Origin of the sequence: Streptomyces sp. NPDC014889, assembly GCF_043081205.1 — a bacterium.
Taxonomy (GTDB): Bacteria; Actinomycetota; Actinomycetes; order Streptomycetales; family Streptomycetaceae; genus Streptomyces.
In genome coordinates this window covers 505538-519027 of sequence record NZ_JBIBWH010000002.1, presented here as the reverse complement: position 1 = coordinate 519027, position 13490 = coordinate 505538, and the positions used below count along the sequence as shown (strand labels likewise).

General features: G+C 71.7%; 15 protein-coding genes. 7 read left to right on the top strand and 8 right to left on the bottom strand.

Translation table 11 applies throughout. The annotated features are described in order from the left end of the window. The first annotated feature begins 58 nt into the window (after window positions 1-58). The 4 genes from nhaA to ACF09J_RS05535 all read left to right on the top strand — a co-directional run bounded on the left by nhaA (window position 59) and on the right by ACF09J_RS05535 (window position 3369). A complete protein-coding gene (gene nhaA / locus ACF09J_RS05550) occupies window positions 59-1501 on the top strand; it encodes a Na+/H+ antiporter NhaA (protein ID WP_392304055.1) in 1443 nt (480 codons plus the stop codon). A gap of 119 nt (window positions 1502-1620) precedes the next feature. Continuing rightward, window positions 1621-2115: a phage holin family protein gene (locus ACF09J_RS05545; protein WP_392304054.1), complete on the top strand. Its 495-nt coding sequence runs from the start codon at window positions 1621-1623 to the stop codon at window positions 2113-2115. Further along, the gene (locus ACF09J_RS05540) at window positions 2112-3062 is read left to right on the top strand and encodes an alpha/beta hydrolase (RefSeq protein ID WP_358733491.1); all 951 of its coding nucleotides are present in this window, start codon (window positions 2112-2114) and stop codon (window positions 3060-3062) included. Before ACF09J_RS05545 ends, ACF09J_RS05540 begins: the two co-directional genes overlap by 4 nt. A gap of 127 nt (window positions 3063-3189) precedes the next feature. After that, a complete protein-coding gene (locus tag ACF09J_RS05535) occupies window positions 3190-3369 on the top strand; it encodes a hypothetical protein (protein ID WP_392304053.1) in 180 nt (59 codons plus the stop codon). 21 nt (window positions 3370-3390) lie between these two features. Here ACF09J_RS05535 and ACF09J_RS05530 read toward each other — a convergent pair whose 3' ends face one another. The 3 genes from ACF09J_RS05530 to nth form a co-directional block, all read right to left on the bottom strand. Next, window positions 3391-4590, bottom strand: a complete 1200-nt coding sequence (locus ACF09J_RS05530) for a MarP family serine protease (protein ID WP_392304052.1) — start codon at window positions 4588-4590, stop codon at window positions 3391-3393. 98 nt (window positions 4591-4688) lie between these two features. Then, window positions 4689-5393, bottom strand: coding sequence for an NUDIX hydrolase (locus ACF09J_RS05525; RefSeq protein ID WP_392304051.1), 705 nt, complete (start codon window positions 5391-5393; stop codon window positions 4689-4691). Between the two features lie 123 nt (window positions 5394-5516). Beyond that, window positions 5517-6569, bottom strand: a complete 1053-nt coding sequence (nth, locus tag ACF09J_RS05520; protein ID WP_392304050.1) for an endonuclease III — start codon at window positions 6567-6569, stop codon at window positions 5517-5519. A 309-nt stretch (window positions 6570-6878) separates the two neighbouring features. Here nth and ACF09J_RS05515 point away from each other — a divergent pair, with 309 nt between their 5' ends. Further along, window positions 6879-7553, top strand: a complete 675-nt coding sequence (locus ACF09J_RS05515) for a Crp/Fnr family transcriptional regulator (protein WP_100568471.1) — start codon at window positions 6879-6881, stop codon at window positions 7551-7553. A gap of 108 nt (window positions 7554-7661) precedes the next feature. Here ACF09J_RS05515 and ACF09J_RS05510 read toward each other — a convergent pair whose 3' ends face one another. The 4 genes from ACF09J_RS05510 to ACF09J_RS05495 all read right to left on the bottom strand — a co-directional run bounded on the left by ACF09J_RS05510 (window position 7662) and on the right by ACF09J_RS05495 (window position 10105). Then, entirely contained in the window at window positions 7662-8492 is an 831-nt protein-coding gene (locus ACF09J_RS05510) for an MBL fold metallo-hydrolase (RefSeq protein ID WP_392304049.1), read from the bottom strand. 52 nt (window positions 8493-8544) lie between these two features. Continuing rightward, the gene (locus ACF09J_RS05505; RefSeq protein ID WP_392304048.1) at window positions 8545-9414 is read right to left on the bottom strand and encodes an NUDIX hydrolase; all 870 of its coding nucleotides are present in this window, start codon (window positions 9412-9414) and stop codon (window positions 8545-8547) included. 71 nt (window positions 9415-9485) lie between these two features. Further along, complete coding sequence (locus ACF09J_RS05500; RefSeq protein WP_392304047.1) at window positions 9486-9950, bottom strand: RidA family protein; 465 nt, start codon at window positions 9948-9950, stop codon at window positions 9486-9488. Beyond that, window positions 9947-10105 (bottom strand): DUF4177 domain-containing protein, encoded by a 159-nt coding sequence (locus tag ACF09J_RS05495; protein WP_009189813.1) that lies wholly within the window; start codon window positions 10103-10105, stop codon window positions 9947-9949. The genes ACF09J_RS05500 and ACF09J_RS05495 overlap by 4 nt, the downstream gene beginning before the upstream one ends. A gap of 106 nt (window positions 10106-10211) precedes the next feature. On the opposite strand from ACF09J_RS05495, the gene ACF09J_RS05490 reads away from it, so the two are divergent. Then, window positions 10212-11189 (top strand): ArsA family ATPase, encoded by a 978-nt coding sequence (locus ACF09J_RS05490; RefSeq protein ID WP_392304046.1) that lies wholly within the window; start codon window positions 10212-10214, stop codon window positions 11187-11189. Beyond that, the gene (locus ACF09J_RS05485) at window positions 11186-12562 is read left to right on the top strand and encodes an ArsA family ATPase (RefSeq protein ID WP_392304045.1); all 1377 of its coding nucleotides are present in this window, start codon (window positions 11186-11188) and stop codon (window positions 12560-12562) included. The genes ACF09J_RS05490 and ACF09J_RS05485 overlap by 4 nt, the downstream gene beginning before the upstream one ends. Window positions 12563-12759: 197 nt before the next feature. On the opposite strand, the gene ACF09J_RS05480 is transcribed toward ACF09J_RS05485, so the two are convergent. Next, entirely contained in the window at window positions 12760-13098 is a 339-nt protein-coding gene (locus tag ACF09J_RS05480; RefSeq protein ID WP_172632898.1) for a WhiB family transcriptional regulator, read from the bottom strand. Between the last annotated feature and the right edge of the window lie 392 nt (window positions 13099-13490).

Sequence of the window (13490 nt, the reverse complement as noted above, 5' to 3'; positions counted from 1 at the left end):
GTGCGCCGGGAAGTCTGGTCGGCATGTGATCCGTCATGCCCACCGACCGGAGGTTCCCGTGACCGCGCCCCGCACCGACAGCCCCGCACGCAAGTTCCTCGGACGCCTGTCCCTGCCCGAGCGGAACTTCGTGGCGGACGCGCTGCGCACCGAGACCGTCGGTGGTGTGATCCTGCTGCTCGCCGCGGTCGCCGCCCTTCTCTGGGCGAACATCCCCGGCCTGCGCGGCAGCTACGCGAGCGTCGGGCACTTCCACCTCGGCCCCGCCTCCCTCGGCCTGAACCTCTCCGTGGAGCACTGGGCCGCCGACGGGCTGCTCGCCGTCTTCTTCTTCGTCGCCGGGATCGAACTCAAGCGCGAACTCGTCGCCGGAGACCTGAAAGACGCCAAGGCGGCGATCCTGCCGGTGATCGCCGCGCTGTGCGGCATGGCGGCACCGGCCGTCGTCTACGCCCTGACCAACCTCGGCTCGGGCGGCTCGCTCGGCGGCTGGGCGGTGCCGACCGCCACGGACATCGCCTTCGCGCTCGCCGTACTGGCGGTCATCGGCACCTCGCTGCCCAGCGCCCTGCGCGCCTTCCTGCTGACGCTCGCGGTCGTCGACGATCTGTTCGCGATCCTGATCATCGCCGTCTTCTTCACCGGCCATCTGAACTTCGCCGCGCTCGGCGGGGCGGCGGCCGGGCTCGTCGTCTTCTGGCTGCTGCTGCGCAAGGGCGTGCGCGGCTGGTACGTGTACGTGCCGCTCGGCCTGGTCATCTGGGCGCTGATGTACAACAGCGGCGTGCACGCCACCATCGCGGGCGTCGCGATGGGTCTGATGCTGCGCTGCGCCCCCCGCGACGACGAGGAGGCCTCCCCCGGCGAGCGCGTCGAACACCTCGTGCGGCCCCTTTCGGCGGGCCTGGCGGTGCCGCTGTTCGCTCTGTTCAGCGCGGGTGTCTCCCTCTCGGGCGGGGCGCTGGCCAACGTGTTCACCCGGCCCGAGACGCTCGGCGTCGTCCTCGGACTGGTCGTCGGCAAGACGGTCGGCATCTTCGGCGGGACCTGGCTCACCGCCCGCTTCACCAGGGCGTCGCTCAGCGAGGACCTCGCCTGGGCCGACCTGTTCGCCGTGGCGACGCTCGCCGGGATCGGCTTCACCGTCTCCCTGCTCATCGGCGAACTCGCCTTCACCGGCGACGCGGCGCTCACCGACGAGGTCAAGGCCTCCGTCCTCGCCGGCTCCCTCATCGCGGCGGTTCTGGCCACCGTCCTGCTGAAGATGCGCAACACCCGGTACCGGAAGCTGTGCGAGTCCGAGGAGCGGGACGACGACCTCGACGGCATCCCGGACGTCTACGAGCAGGACGACCCCGCCTACCACCTGCGCATGGCCGAAATGCACGAGCGGAAGGCCGCCGAGCACCGCCGGCTCGCCGAGGCGAAAGCAGCCGAAGGGACCGAGGGGCTTGCCGAAGTGCCCGGCAGGGCAAGCGAGGAGGACAGCGGTCCGGCATGATCTGACGGGACGGTACAAATGACAGGAGCGTTCCCAGTCGGGCAGAAGTCAGGCAGTGGCAGCAGCCGGACGGAGGCCGCACGGAACCAGTCCGTAGTCAGGCAGGAGAGGAAGACGCGATGAGCGCACCCGACGGCAACCCGGTCGGCACCGAACGCAGCATCGGCCAGCTGTTCGCCACGGCGACCACCGAGATGTCGGCACTGGTGCACGACGAGATCGCGCTGGCCAAGGCCCAGCTGAAGAAGGACGTCAGGCGCGGACTGGGCAGCGGCAGCCTGCTGAGCCTGGCCGGTGCGCTGGCGCTGTTCTCCCTGCCGATGCTCAACTTCGCGCTGGCGTACGGCGTTCACACCTGGACCGACTGGAACCTCGCCCTCTGCTTCCTGGTGTCCTTCGGGGCCAATTGCCTGCTCGCCGGCGTACTGGCGCTGATCGGTGTGTTCCTCGCGAAGAAGACGAAGAAGAGCCAGGGTCCGCAGAAGGTCGCCGCGTCCATGAAGGCGACGGCCGGGGTGCTCCAGAACGCCAAGCCGCACCCCCGCTCGGAGCCCGCCGCCCTGGAGGACCGCTCCCCCGCGGCCATCGAGGCTGTGGCACGCTCGACCTCATGACGGAGCCCGCCACCCCTTCGGCCCAATCGACGCCGGTCGTCCGGATCGACCTGCCCGGCGGCAGGAAGGTGACGCACCGGGACGTCGCGGCCAACGGCGCCCGCTTCCACATCGCCGAGCTCGGCGACGGACCGCTGGTCCTGCTGCTGCACGGCTTCCCGCAGTTCTGGTGGACCTGGCGGCACCAGCTCGTCGCCCTCGCCGACGCCGGGTTCCGGGCCGTCGCGATGGACCTGCGCGGTGTGGGCGGCAGCGACCGCACGCCCCGCGGCTACGACCCGGCCAACCTCGCCCTCGACATCACCGGCGTGGTCCGCTCGCTCGGCGAGCCGGACGCCGCGCTGGTCGGCCACGACCTCGGCGGCTATCTGGCGTGGACGGCGGCCGCGATGCGCCCCAAGCTGGTACGGCGGCTCGCGGTCGCCTCGATGCCGCACCCCAGGCGCTGGCGTTCGGCGATGCTCGGGGACGTCCGGCAGACCGCGGCGAGTTCCTACATCTGGGGGTTCCAGCGGCCCTGGATCCCCGAGCGGCAGCTCACCGCGGACAACGGCGCGCTGGTGGCCCGGCTCGTACGGGACTGGTCGGGGCCGCGGCTGCCGGACGACGAGGCGGTGGAGACGTACCGCCGTGCCATGTGCATCCCTTCGACGGCGCACTGCTCCGTCGAGCCGTACCGCTGGCTGGTGCGCTCCCTGGCCCGGCCCGACGGCATCCAGTTCTACCGCCGGATGAAGCGGCCCGTGCGCGTGCCGACCCTGCATCTGCACGGTTCCCTCGACCCCGTGCAGCGCACCCGCAGCGCGGCCGGCTCGGGCGAGTACGTCGAAGCCCCCTACCGCTGGCGCCTCTTCGACGGGCTGGGCCACTTCCCGCACGAAGAGGACCCGGTGGCGTTCTCGACGGAGCTGGTCAACTGGCTGAAAGACCCGGAACCGGATCGGTGACCCGGCCGATGCGCCCGGTATCCGAACGTGAACAGCTGTCCCGCGAACTGCCAATTGCCCGCTGCATAGGCCAATTGAGGAGTCCTCGGGCGGTTATCGACCATGCGGCCGGGGCAGACGTCCCGGTATGGGCTGGACGCACGACTACAACGACGTAGCACGCACCCGCCGTTCGGTGAGCGGTCCCACCTCGCACCAGCGCGGCACTCCGCGGCTGACGGACACGGACCCAAGGGTGGGCATTCCCCGCATCCTGCGCCGCCGAGCGCGCTGGGTCTCCGTACGGCTGCGTCACAGCCGCAGCTGACCCCGCGCCGGCCGGCGCCGCCTACAGCGCGCAGTCGTCGCTGCCCACCTGCTGGTTCGCGGTACGGCCCTGCGTGATGTCCTGCTGGATCTCGTCGACCGTGAGCGCGTAGCCGGTGTCGGCGTCGTCGAGGGACTTGGCGAACACCACGCCGTACACCCTGCCGTCGGTCGTGAGCAGCGGGCCGCCGGAGTTCCCCTGGCGCACGGTCGTGTACAGCGAGTAGACGTCGCGGCGCACAGTGCCACGGTGGTAGATGTCGGGGCCGCTGGCCGTGATGCGCCCGCGCACCCGGGCGGCTCGGACGTCGTAGGCCCCGTTCTCCGGGAAGCCGGCGACGATCGCGCCGTCGCCGCTGTGCGCGTCGGTGCCGGTGAACTTCAGGGCCGGCGCCTTCAGGTCGGGCACGTCGAGCACGGCGATGTCGCGGTGCCAGTCGTACAGGACGACGGTGGCGTCGTACTTCCGTCCCTCGCCGCCTATCTGCACGGTGGGTTCGTCGACCCCGCCCACGACGTGCGCGTTGGTCATGACACGGCGGTTGCCGAAGACGAAGCCGCTGCCCTCCAGCACCTTGCCGCAACTGCGCGCGGTGCCCATGACCTTGACGACGGACTGCTTGGCGCGCAGGGCGACGACGCTGTTCGCCAGCGCCGGGTCCGGAGGCTGTACGTCGGTGATGGGCTCGTTGGCGAACGGGCTGAAGACCTGCGGGAAGCCGTTCTGCGCGAGCACGGAGGTGAAGTCCGCGAACCAGGTGTCGGCCTGCGCGGGCAGCACCTCGGAGACCCCGAGCAGCACCCGGGAGTTGCGCACCTCCTTGCCCAGCGTCGGTATCGTCGTGCCGCCGAGGGCCGAGCCGATCAGCCAGGCGACCAGCAGCATGGCGACGACGTTGACCAGGGCGCCGCCGGTCGCGTCCAGGGCACGGGCCGGGGACCAGGTGATGTACACGCGCAGCTTGCTGCCGAGGTGGGTGGTCAGCGCCTGGCCGATCGAGGCGCAGACGATCACGACGATGACCGCGACGACGGCCGCGGTGGTGCTGACCGGCGTGTTGTCCGTCATCGCGTCCCAGATCACCGGGAGCGTGTAGACGGCGAGGAGACCGCCGCCCAGGAAGCCGATCACCGACAGGATGCCGACGACGAATCCCTGGCGATAGCCCACGACCGCGAACCAAGCGGCGGCGATCAGCAGCAGGATGTCCAGCACGTTCACCGCGTCGAGCCTCGCCTCATCATGTTCCGATCACCCCAGGCCGGCCTGTGTCTTCCTGGAGTTCCGCCCCCGGCAGCACCGCCGCGGTGCCCACCCTGTCACGACCGCCAGTCGAGCGGGACCTGCTTGTCGCGGTCCCAGGGCCGCTCCCAGCCCGCGTAGTGGAGCAGACGGTCGATGATCCCGGCGGTGAAGCCCCATACGAGGGCCGATTCGACCAGGAATGCCGGACCTCGGTGGCCGCTGGGATGGACGGCCGTGGCCCGGTTGTCGGGGTTCGTGAGATCCGCCACGGGAACGGTGAACACACGCGCGGTCTCCGCCGGGTCGACGACGCCCACCGGGCTGGGCTCGCGCCACCAGCCGAGCACGGGCGTGACGACGAAGCCGCTGACCGGGATGTACAGCCGGGGCAGCGCACCGAACAGCTGGACGCCGCCCGGTTCGAGCCCGGTCTCCTCCTCGGCCTCGCGCAGCGCGGCCCGCAGCGGGCCGTCGCCCTGCGGGTCGCCGTCCTCGGGGTCGAGCGCCCCGCCGGGGAACGACGGCTGACCGGCGTGCGAGCGCAGCGAGCTCGCCCGCTCCATGAGCAGCAGCTCGGGGCCGCGCTCGGCCTCGCCGAAGAGGATCAGGACGGCGGACTGGCGGCCCGCGCCGTCCTTCGGCGGCAGGAAACGGCTCAGCTGGACCGGCCGGACCGTCTCGGCCACGCGCGCGACCGGCTCGAGCCAGCCGGGCAGCCCTTCCGTGCTGAGTGCCACCGAGCCGCCCTGTGTCCCGCTCGCCTCACTGGCCCGCGTCATCGCCACCCCCGTCCCCCTCGCCGTCCCGCCGTGTCCCTGGGGGTCCTGCCGTGTCCCACGCCCGGGCCCCTCGGCGTCCCGCCGGGTCCAACGCCCGGCGGTACCGAGATCGTTCCGCCGCTGTCATCCGGCCCCCAGCGGCGGCGCCGGGCGGCCGCCCGCGTCCAGGTAGGCCTGCGGTGGCTTGAGGCGCTGGCCCGGGAAGCCGCCCTTCTCGTACTTCAGCAGCTTCTTCGCCTTCTCCGGGTCCGTCTCGCCCTCGCCGTAGGCCGGGCAGAGCGGGGCGATCGGGCAGGCGCCGCACGCGGGCTTGCGGGCGTGGCAGATACGGCGGCCGTGGAAGATCACGTGGTGCGAGAGCATCGTCCAGTCGCTCTTGGGGAAGAGCGCGGCGACGGCGGCCTCGATCTTGTCGGGCTCGGTCTCCTCGGTCCACTGCCAGCGCCGCACCAGCCGCTGGAAGTGGGTGTCCACGGTCAGGCCGGGCCTGCCGAAGGCGTTGCCGAGGACCACGAAGGCGGTCTTGCGGCCGACGCCGGGCAGCTTGACGAGGTCCTCCAGCCGCCCCGGCACCTCGCCGCCGAACTCCTCCACCAGCGCCTTGGACAGCCCTATCACGGACTTGGTCTTGGCCCGGAAGAAGCCGGTGGGCCGCAGGATCTCCTCGACCTCCTCGGGGTTCGCGGCGGCGAGGTCCTCGGGGGTGGGGTACCTGGCGAACAGCCCGGGCGTCGTCTGGTTGACCCGCAGGTCCGTGGTCTGGGCCGACAGGACCGTGGCGACCAGCAGCTGGAAGGGGTTCTCGAAGTCCAGCTCGGGGTGGGCGTACGGGTACACCTCGGCGAGCTCGCGGTTGATGCGGCGGGCCCGGCGGACCAGGGCCGTGCGCGACTCGTTCCTCGGCGGCTTCGGGGCGAGCGTCTTCGCCGGCGCGGCCTTCCCGACGGCGGCGGTGGCCTTCTTGGGCGCGACCGTCACCTTCTTCGGGGCCACCGCCTTCCTGACGGGGGCCGTGCTCTTGGCGGAGGCCGCCTTCCCGGCGCGGGCGGCCTTCTTCCCGGGCGCGGCGCTCTTCTCAGGCGCCGTGCTCTTCTCCGGTGCCGCGCTGTCCTCGGAAGCCGTCTTCTTCGCGGGTGCCGCCTTCTTCACCGGTGCCCTTTTCGCCGCTTTTGCCATGTTCGTTCCATCGTCGCGCCCTTGTTCGCCCACAGCGGAATCCTCACGTACAACCACCCGCCCAGCCCCCTCGGCCTGCGCTCTCACCGGCGATTTGGACACCCGGCCAGCCTAAAGCCCGGCACCGACATCCGCTCCGGACCCCCGAGATCGGCCCCCGATTGGCCCCCTGCCGCGTAAGCGGGCACACCTGTGCGGCATCCTTGTGACAGATCACACTGTTTGGACCGTCCGGCAAAATGGGGAACACGGACCCCTGGCACACGGGGGAAGCAAGATCCTCTGAGCAGGTCGACAAGGAGAGAACTCGTGGACGACGTTCTGCGGCGCAATCCGCTCTTCGCGGCGCTCGACGACGAGCAGGCCGCGGAGCTCCGCGCCTCCATGACGGAGGTGACACTCGCACGTGGCGACTCGTTGTTCCACGAGGGCGACCCGGGTGACCGGCTCTACGTGGTCACCGAGGGCAAGGTCAAGCTGCACCGCACGTCCCCGGACGGCCGCGAGAACATGCTGGCCGTCGTGGGTCCTGGTGAGCTCATCGGCGAACTGTCGCTGTTCGACCCGGGCCCGCGCACCGCGACCGCGACCGCGCTGACCGAAGTCAAGATGCTCGCCCTCGGCCACGGCGACCTCCAGCCCTGGCTGAACGTGCGGCCCGAGGTGGCGGGCGCCCTGCTGCGCGCCGTCGCCCGGCGCCTGCGCAAGACCAACGACCAGATGTCGGACCTGGTCTTCTCCGACGTTCCGGGCCGGGTCGCCCGTGCCCTGCTGGACCTCTCCCGCCGCTTCGGCGTGCAGTCCGAGGAGGGCATCCACGTGGTGCACGACCTCACCCAGGAGGAGCTGGCCCAGCTGGTCGGCGCCTCCCGTGAGACCGTGAACAAGGCCCTGGCCGACTTCGCCCAGCGCGGCTGGCTCCGCCTGGAGGCCCGCGCGGTGATCCTGCTGGACGTGGAGCGCCTCGCGAAGCGCTCGCGCTGACCCGCGCCCGCGGCCCTCGAAGGCCCCGTCCCTGCCGGGACGGGGCCTTCGTCGTCAGCAACAGCGCACATCTCGTCGACGGCCCTCGACGGGGCTCGTCGTCCGCCCTCAGATGAGACCGTGCTCCCGCAGGTACTCCAGCTGGGCGCGCACCGACAGCTCGGCCGCAGGCCACAGGGAGCGGTCCACGTCCGCGTACACGTGGGAGACGACCTGGGACGGGGTCCGGTGGCCGGCCTCGACGGCCGTCTCGACCTGGGCGAGCCGGTGGGCCCGGTGGGCGAGGTAGAACTCGACGGCGCCCTGGGCGTCCTCCAGGACGGGTCCATGGCCGGGCAGGACCGTGTGGACGCCGTCGTCGACCGTGAGGGATCTGAGCCGCCGCAGCGAGTCCAGGTAGTCGCCGAGACGGCCGTCGGGGTGCGCCACGACGGTCGTGCCGCGGCCCAGGATCGTGTCGCCGGTGAGCACGGCGCGGTCGGCCGGCAGGTGGAAGCAGAGGGAGTCGGCGGTGTGGCCCGGGGTCGGTACGACCCTCAGCTCCAGCCCGCCCACCTTGATCACGTCGCCCGCGCCCAGGCCCTCGTCGCCCAGCCGGAGGGCCGGATCGAGCGCACGCACGCGCGTACGGGTCAGCTCGGCGAAGCGGGCGGCGCCCTCGGCGTGGTCGGGGTGGCCGTGCGTCAGCAGGGTCAGCGCGATCCGCTTGCCCGCCTCCTCGGCGGTGGCGACCACCCGGGCCAGGTGGCCCTCGTCCAGCGGCCCCGGATCGATCACGACGGCGAGGTCGGAGTCCGGCTCCGAGACGATCCAGGTGTTGGTGCCGTCCAGGGTCATGGGGGACGCGTTCGGCGCGAGGACGTTGACGGCCCGCGCGGTGGCGGGGCCGGCCGGGGCACCGCCCCGGGGCTGTCCGGGCAGCGCTGCTGCGTCCGTCATGCGAGGGGGCCTTCCTGGACGTGGATCCGGCGGGCGCGGCGGGCGCGGCGGCTCACGCGCGCGCCGTGCCGCTCGGGATGTGCTTGGTGAACTCGTCGTGCCCGGGCCAGGTCAGGACCACCTCGCCGTCCACCAGGCGGGCCCGCGCGAGCACGGGGGTCAGATCGCGGGACCGAGCGGCGGCGAGCGCCTCGGCGGGACTGGCGCACGGCATGAGCTGGCGCAGGGTGGCGATGGTGGGCGGCATCATCAGCAGCTCGCCCCGGTCGTACGCGGCCGCCGCCTCCGCGGGCGTGATCCACACCGTGCGGTCGGCCTCCGTGGAGGCGTTCCGGGTGCGCTGACCCTCGGGGAGCGCGGCCACGAAGAACCAGGTGTCGTAGCGGCGGGACTCGAACTCGGGGGTGATCCAGCGGGTCCAGGCGCCCAGCAGGTCCGAGCGCAGGACCAGGCCGCGGCGGTCCAGGAACTCCGCGAACGACAGCTCACGGGCCACCAGGGCGGCGCGGTCGGCCTCCCAGTCGGCACCCGTGGTGTCCCCGACGACACTGTCCGCGCCGGGCCCGGCGAGCAGGACGCCGGCCTCCTCGTACGTCTCGCGGACCGCCGCGCAGACGATCGCCTGGGCCGCCTTCTCGTCGACGCCGAGGCGGTCGGCCCACCACGCGCGCGAGGGCCCCGCCCAGCGGACGTGGTGGTCGTCGTCACGGGGGTCGACGCCACCGCCCGGGTACGCGTACGCGCCTCCGGCGAAGGCCATGGAGGCGCGTCTGCGCAGCATGTGCACCGCGGGGCCGGAACCGGTCTCCTTCAGGAGCATGACGGTGGCCGCGCGCTTGGGCGTGACCGGTGTGAGGGTGCCGTCCGCGAGCGCGCGGATACGGTCCGGCCAGTCCGGGGGAAACCACTGCCCATTCGCCATGGGCGGAGGCTATCCCCTGGTGAGCGAATGTTCGAGAGGTGGCCGACGTCAGGGCCGGTTCCGGGCTCCGCCTACGGCTCCAGCTCGACCTGGATCTCCACCTCCACGGGCGCGTCCAGCGGCAGCACCGCCACACCGACCGCGCTGCGCGCGTGCACGCCCTTCTCGCCGAGGACCTCGGCCAGCAGCTCGCTGGCGCCGTTGACGACCCCGGGCTGGCCGGTGAAGTCCGCCGCCGAGGCGACGAAGCCCACGACCTTCACCACGCGTGCGACACGGTCCAGGTCACCCGCGACGGACTTGACGGCCGCCAGGGCGTTCAGCGCGCAGGTGCGCGCCAGGTCCTTGGCCTCCTCCGGGGTGACCTCAAGACCCACCTTGCCGGTGACCGGGAGCTTGCCGTCCACCATGGGCAGCTGGCCCGCGGTGTAGACGTACACGCCGGACCGCACGGCCGGCTGGTAGGCGGCCAGCGGAGGCACGACCTCCGGCAGCCTCAGGCCCAGCTCCGCCAGCTTCGCCTCGACCGCGCTCATGCCTGCTTCTCCCGCTTCAGGTAGGCCACCAGCTGCTCGGGGTTCGGTCCGGGCACGACCTGGACGAGCTCCCAGCCGTCCTCGCCCCAGGTGTCCAGAATCTGCTTCGTGGCATGGACGAGCAGCGGCACGGTTGCGTATTCCCACTTGGTCATGGGGCCGACTGTATCCGCTGCCTCCGGCGGCCCACGCGGCCGACCACGGCGCGGTTGTCCACAGCCTCCCGCGTGACCCGAGCGCGGACTGGTTAGTCTCGAATACGTGAGCAGGCTCCAGGTCGTCAGCGGCAAGGGCGGGACCGGAAAGACGACGGTCGCCGCCGCCCTCGCGCTGGCCCTGGCCACGGAGGGGAAGCGGACGCTCCTCGTCGAGGTCGAGGGCCGGCAGGGCATCGCACAGCTCTTCGAAACGGAGGCGCTGCCCTACGAGGAACGGAAGATCGCCGTCGCTCCCGGGGGCGGGGAGGTGTACGCGCTGGCCATAGACCCCGAACTGGCCCTGTTGGACTACCTCCAGATGTTCTACAAGCTGGGCAGCGCCGGCCGGGCCCTGAAGAAGCTCGGCGCCATCGACTTCGCCACCACCGTCGCGCCCGGGCTCAGGGACGTCCTGCTGACCGGCAAGGCGTGCGAGGCGGTACGGCGCAAGGAGCGCGGCGGAGGGTTCGTCTACGACTACGTGATCATGGACGCGCCGCCCACCGGGCGCATCACCCGCTTCCTCAACGTCAACGACGAGGTGGCGGGCCTGGCGAAGATCGGCCCGATACACAATCAGGCCCAGGCGGTGATGCGGGTGCTGAAGTCGCCCGAGACGGCCGTGCACCTGGTGGCGCTGCTGGAGGAGATGCCGGTCCAGGAGACCGTCGACGGCATCGCCGAACTGCGCGCCGCCCGGCTGCCGGTGGGCCGCATCATCGTGAACATGGTGCGCCCGCGGCTGCTGGACGCGGACGAGCTGGAACTCGTGCGGACCGCTTCGCACGGCGCCCTCGCCCAGTCGCTGTCCTCCGCCGGGCTCGGCGGGGCGCGCCGCGGCCAGAACGCCGAGCGGCTGGTGGGTCCGCTACTGGAGCAGGCCGAGGAGTACGCCGAGCGTTACACGCTGGAGGAGGAGCAGCGGTCCGTGCTGAGCGAGCTGGGTCTGCCGCTGCACGAACTGCCGCTGCTCGCCGAGGGCATGGACCTGGCGGGCCTGTACGAACTGGCGACCGAGCTGCGGAAGCAGGGGATGTCATGAGCCCGGACCCGGCACCCGAGCGGGAGGCCGCGCGCACCTACGCCCCCGCGTACGACGGCGCCCGTCGTCTGGCACCCACGCGCGTGCTCGAGATCGACCCGCTGCTCGACGACCCGGGGACGCGGATCGTGGTGTGCTGCGGCTCGGGCGGGGTCGGCAAGACCACCACCGCGGCGGCCCTCGGCCTGCGCGCCGCCGAGCGCGGGCGCAAGGTGGTCGTGCTGACCATCGACCCGGCCCGCCGGCTCGCCCAGTCCATGGGCATCGACTCCCTGGACAACGTCCCGCGCCGGGTGAAGGGCACCGAGGGCGAGGGCGAGTTGCACGCCATGATGCTCGACATGAAGCGCACCTTCGACGAGGTCGTCGAGGCGCACGCGGATTCCGAGCGGGCGGCCGCGATCCTGGCCAACCCCTTCTACCAGTCGCTCTCCGCGGGCTTCGCCGGCACGCAGGAGTACATGGCGATGGAGAAGCTGGGCCAGTTGCGCGCCCGGGACGAGTGGGACCTCATCGTCGTCGACACCCCGCCCTCCCGCTCCGCCCTGGACTTCCTGGACGCCCCCAAGCGGCTCGGCTCCTTCCTCGACGGCCGGCTGATCCGGCTGCTGACCGCCCCGGCGAAGCTGGGCGGACGAGCGGGGATGAAGTTCCTGAACGTCGGGATGTCGATGATGACCGGCACGCTCGGCAAGCTGCTGGGCGGTCAGCTCCTGAAGGACGTCCAGACGTTCGTGTCCGCGATGGACACGACCTTCGGCGGCTTCCGGACCCGTGCGGACGCGACGTACAAGCTGCTCCAGGCGCCGGGAACCGCGTTCCTGGTGGTCGCGGCCCCGGAGCGGGACGCACTGCGCGAGGCCGCCTACTTCGTGGAGCGGCTGGCCGCGGAGAAGATGCCGCTGGCCGGTCTCGTGCTCAACCGGGTGCACGGCAGCGGAGCCGGTGAGCTGTCGGCCGAGCGGGCGCTCGCCGCCGCGGAAAATCTTGAGGACTCCCGCATTGTGGATCAGCGGGACGGGAAAGCTGGACTTCGTAACTCTCCCGAAACGTACGGCAGTTCAGACTCTTTCGCTGCTCATCCCGATTCCGGCGCAGCTCCCGCGGACCCCGAGGCGCCCGCCGACGACGGCTTCGCGCCGGAGCCGTCCGTCGACCAGGTCACCGCGGGTCTGCTGAGGCTCCATGCCGAGCGCATGCAGCTGCTCTCCCGTGAGCAGCGCACGCGTGACCGCTTCGCCGCCCGTCATCCCGAGGTGGCGGTGGCCGAAGTGGCCGCGCTGCCCGGGGACGTGCACGACCTCACGGGGCTGCGGGACATCGGAAACCGGCTCGCGGAACACCGCCACGAGCTGCCCGACCCGGGCGCCTGACGCGCGCCCGCCGGGTCTTCCGCTGTCCCTCCGCGCGGCGGGACAGCCCGAGACACCCACCGGACTCATGAACGACCGCAGGCCGCCAAGGAAGGACGACTCGGCCATCCACGTGGGCGGACCGGCCGCCCAGGAGGGACGACCCCGCCGTCCGACAAGCCGAACCGCCCAGGAGGGACGACGCCCCAGCCCGACGCTCAGCCCACCGCCGCGTAGTCCTCGTACACCTGGTCGTCGGCGAGGGACACCAGTCCCGCCCCCCGCTCGTACTCCATGCGCGCGGTCTCCAGCAGCCGGCGCCAGGAGGTCACGGTCGGCCGCCGGCGCAGCAACGCGCGACGCTCACGCTCCGTCATGCCTCCCCAGACGCCGAACTCGACACGGTTGTCGAGCGCGTCGGCGAGACATTCGGTGCGAACCGGGCATCCGGTGCACACCGCCTTGGCCCTGTTCTGCGCTGCTCCCTGAACGAACAGTTCATCCGGATCAGTAGTGCGGCAGGCCGCCTGCGCACTCCAGTCGGTTACCCAGCCCATACCGGCGCCGTCCTCTCCCGAATCGAGGCTCCCCCACGGCGGCAGCGGCATATTCACCGCCGCCAGTTGAGGACGTTACGGAAGGTGGGCACGGCGCAACACCCCCAGCGGGCCCAATCTTGAATGGTCCGAACGGACTATGGGTAAGCGGCAGATCACCCGGGGGAGTGAGCTGGCGACATGCGCGACATTCCCGGCACAGCGGGGCAGTTGCCGCGTGCCGCAAGGGTCACCGGATGACACACAGGGGGAATTCGGGCACTCATCCCACACGCCCCGGTCGCGCGCCCCGACACCACCCGGACCACCCGACCAAGAAAAGTCGAACGGAGCCGGAACGTTTCGGGGCTGCCGGACGTATGGATACGTAGCCGTACCGCTGTGACAGTCGA

Excerpts from the sequence above, each read along its gene's own strand:
- ACF09J_RS05545 (WP_392304054.1), top strand. The coding sequence starts at position 1,621 with ATGAGCGCACCCGACGGCAACCCGGTCGGCACCGAACGCAGCATCGGC.
- ACF09J_RS05540 (WP_358733491.1), top strand. The coding sequence starts at position 2,112 with ATGACGGAGCCCGCCACCCCTTCGGCCCAATCGACGCCGGTCGTCCGG.
- ACF09J_RS05535 (WP_392304053.1), top strand. The coding sequence starts at position 3,190 with ATGGGCTGGACGCACGACTACAACGACGTAGCACGCACCCGCCGTTCG.
- ACF09J_RS05525 (WP_392304051.1), bottom strand. The coding sequence starts at position 5,393 with ATGACGCGGGCCAGTGAGGCGAGCGGGACACAGGGCGGCTCGGTGGCA.
- nth (WP_392304050.1), bottom strand. The coding sequence starts at position 6,569 with ATGGCAAAAGCGGCGAAAAGGGCACCGGTGAAGAAGGCGGCACCCGCG.
- ACF09J_RS05510 (WP_392304049.1), bottom strand. The coding sequence starts at position 8,492 with ATGACGGACGCAGCAGCGCTGCCCGGACAGCCCCGGGGCGGTGCCCCG.
- ACF09J_RS05505 (WP_392304048.1), bottom strand. The coding sequence starts at position 9,414 with ATGGCGAATGGGCAGTGGTTTCCCCCGGACTGGCCGGACCGTATCCGC.
- ACF09J_RS05500 (WP_392304047.1), bottom strand. The coding sequence starts at position 9,950 with ATGAGCGCGGTCGAGGCGAAGCTGGCGGAGCTGGGCCTGAGGCTGCCG.
- ACF09J_RS05495 (WP_009189813.1), bottom strand. The coding sequence starts at position 10,105 with ATGACCAAGTGGGAATACGCAACCGTGCCGCTGCTCGTCCATGCCACG.
- ACF09J_RS05485 (WP_392304045.1), top strand. The coding sequence starts at position 11,186 with ATGAGCCCGGACCCGGCACCCGAGCGGGAGGCCGCGCGCACCTACGCC.
- ACF09J_RS05480 (WP_172632898.1), bottom strand. The coding sequence starts at position 13,098 with ATGGGCTGGGTAACCGACTGGAGTGCGCAGGCGGCCTGCCGCACTACT.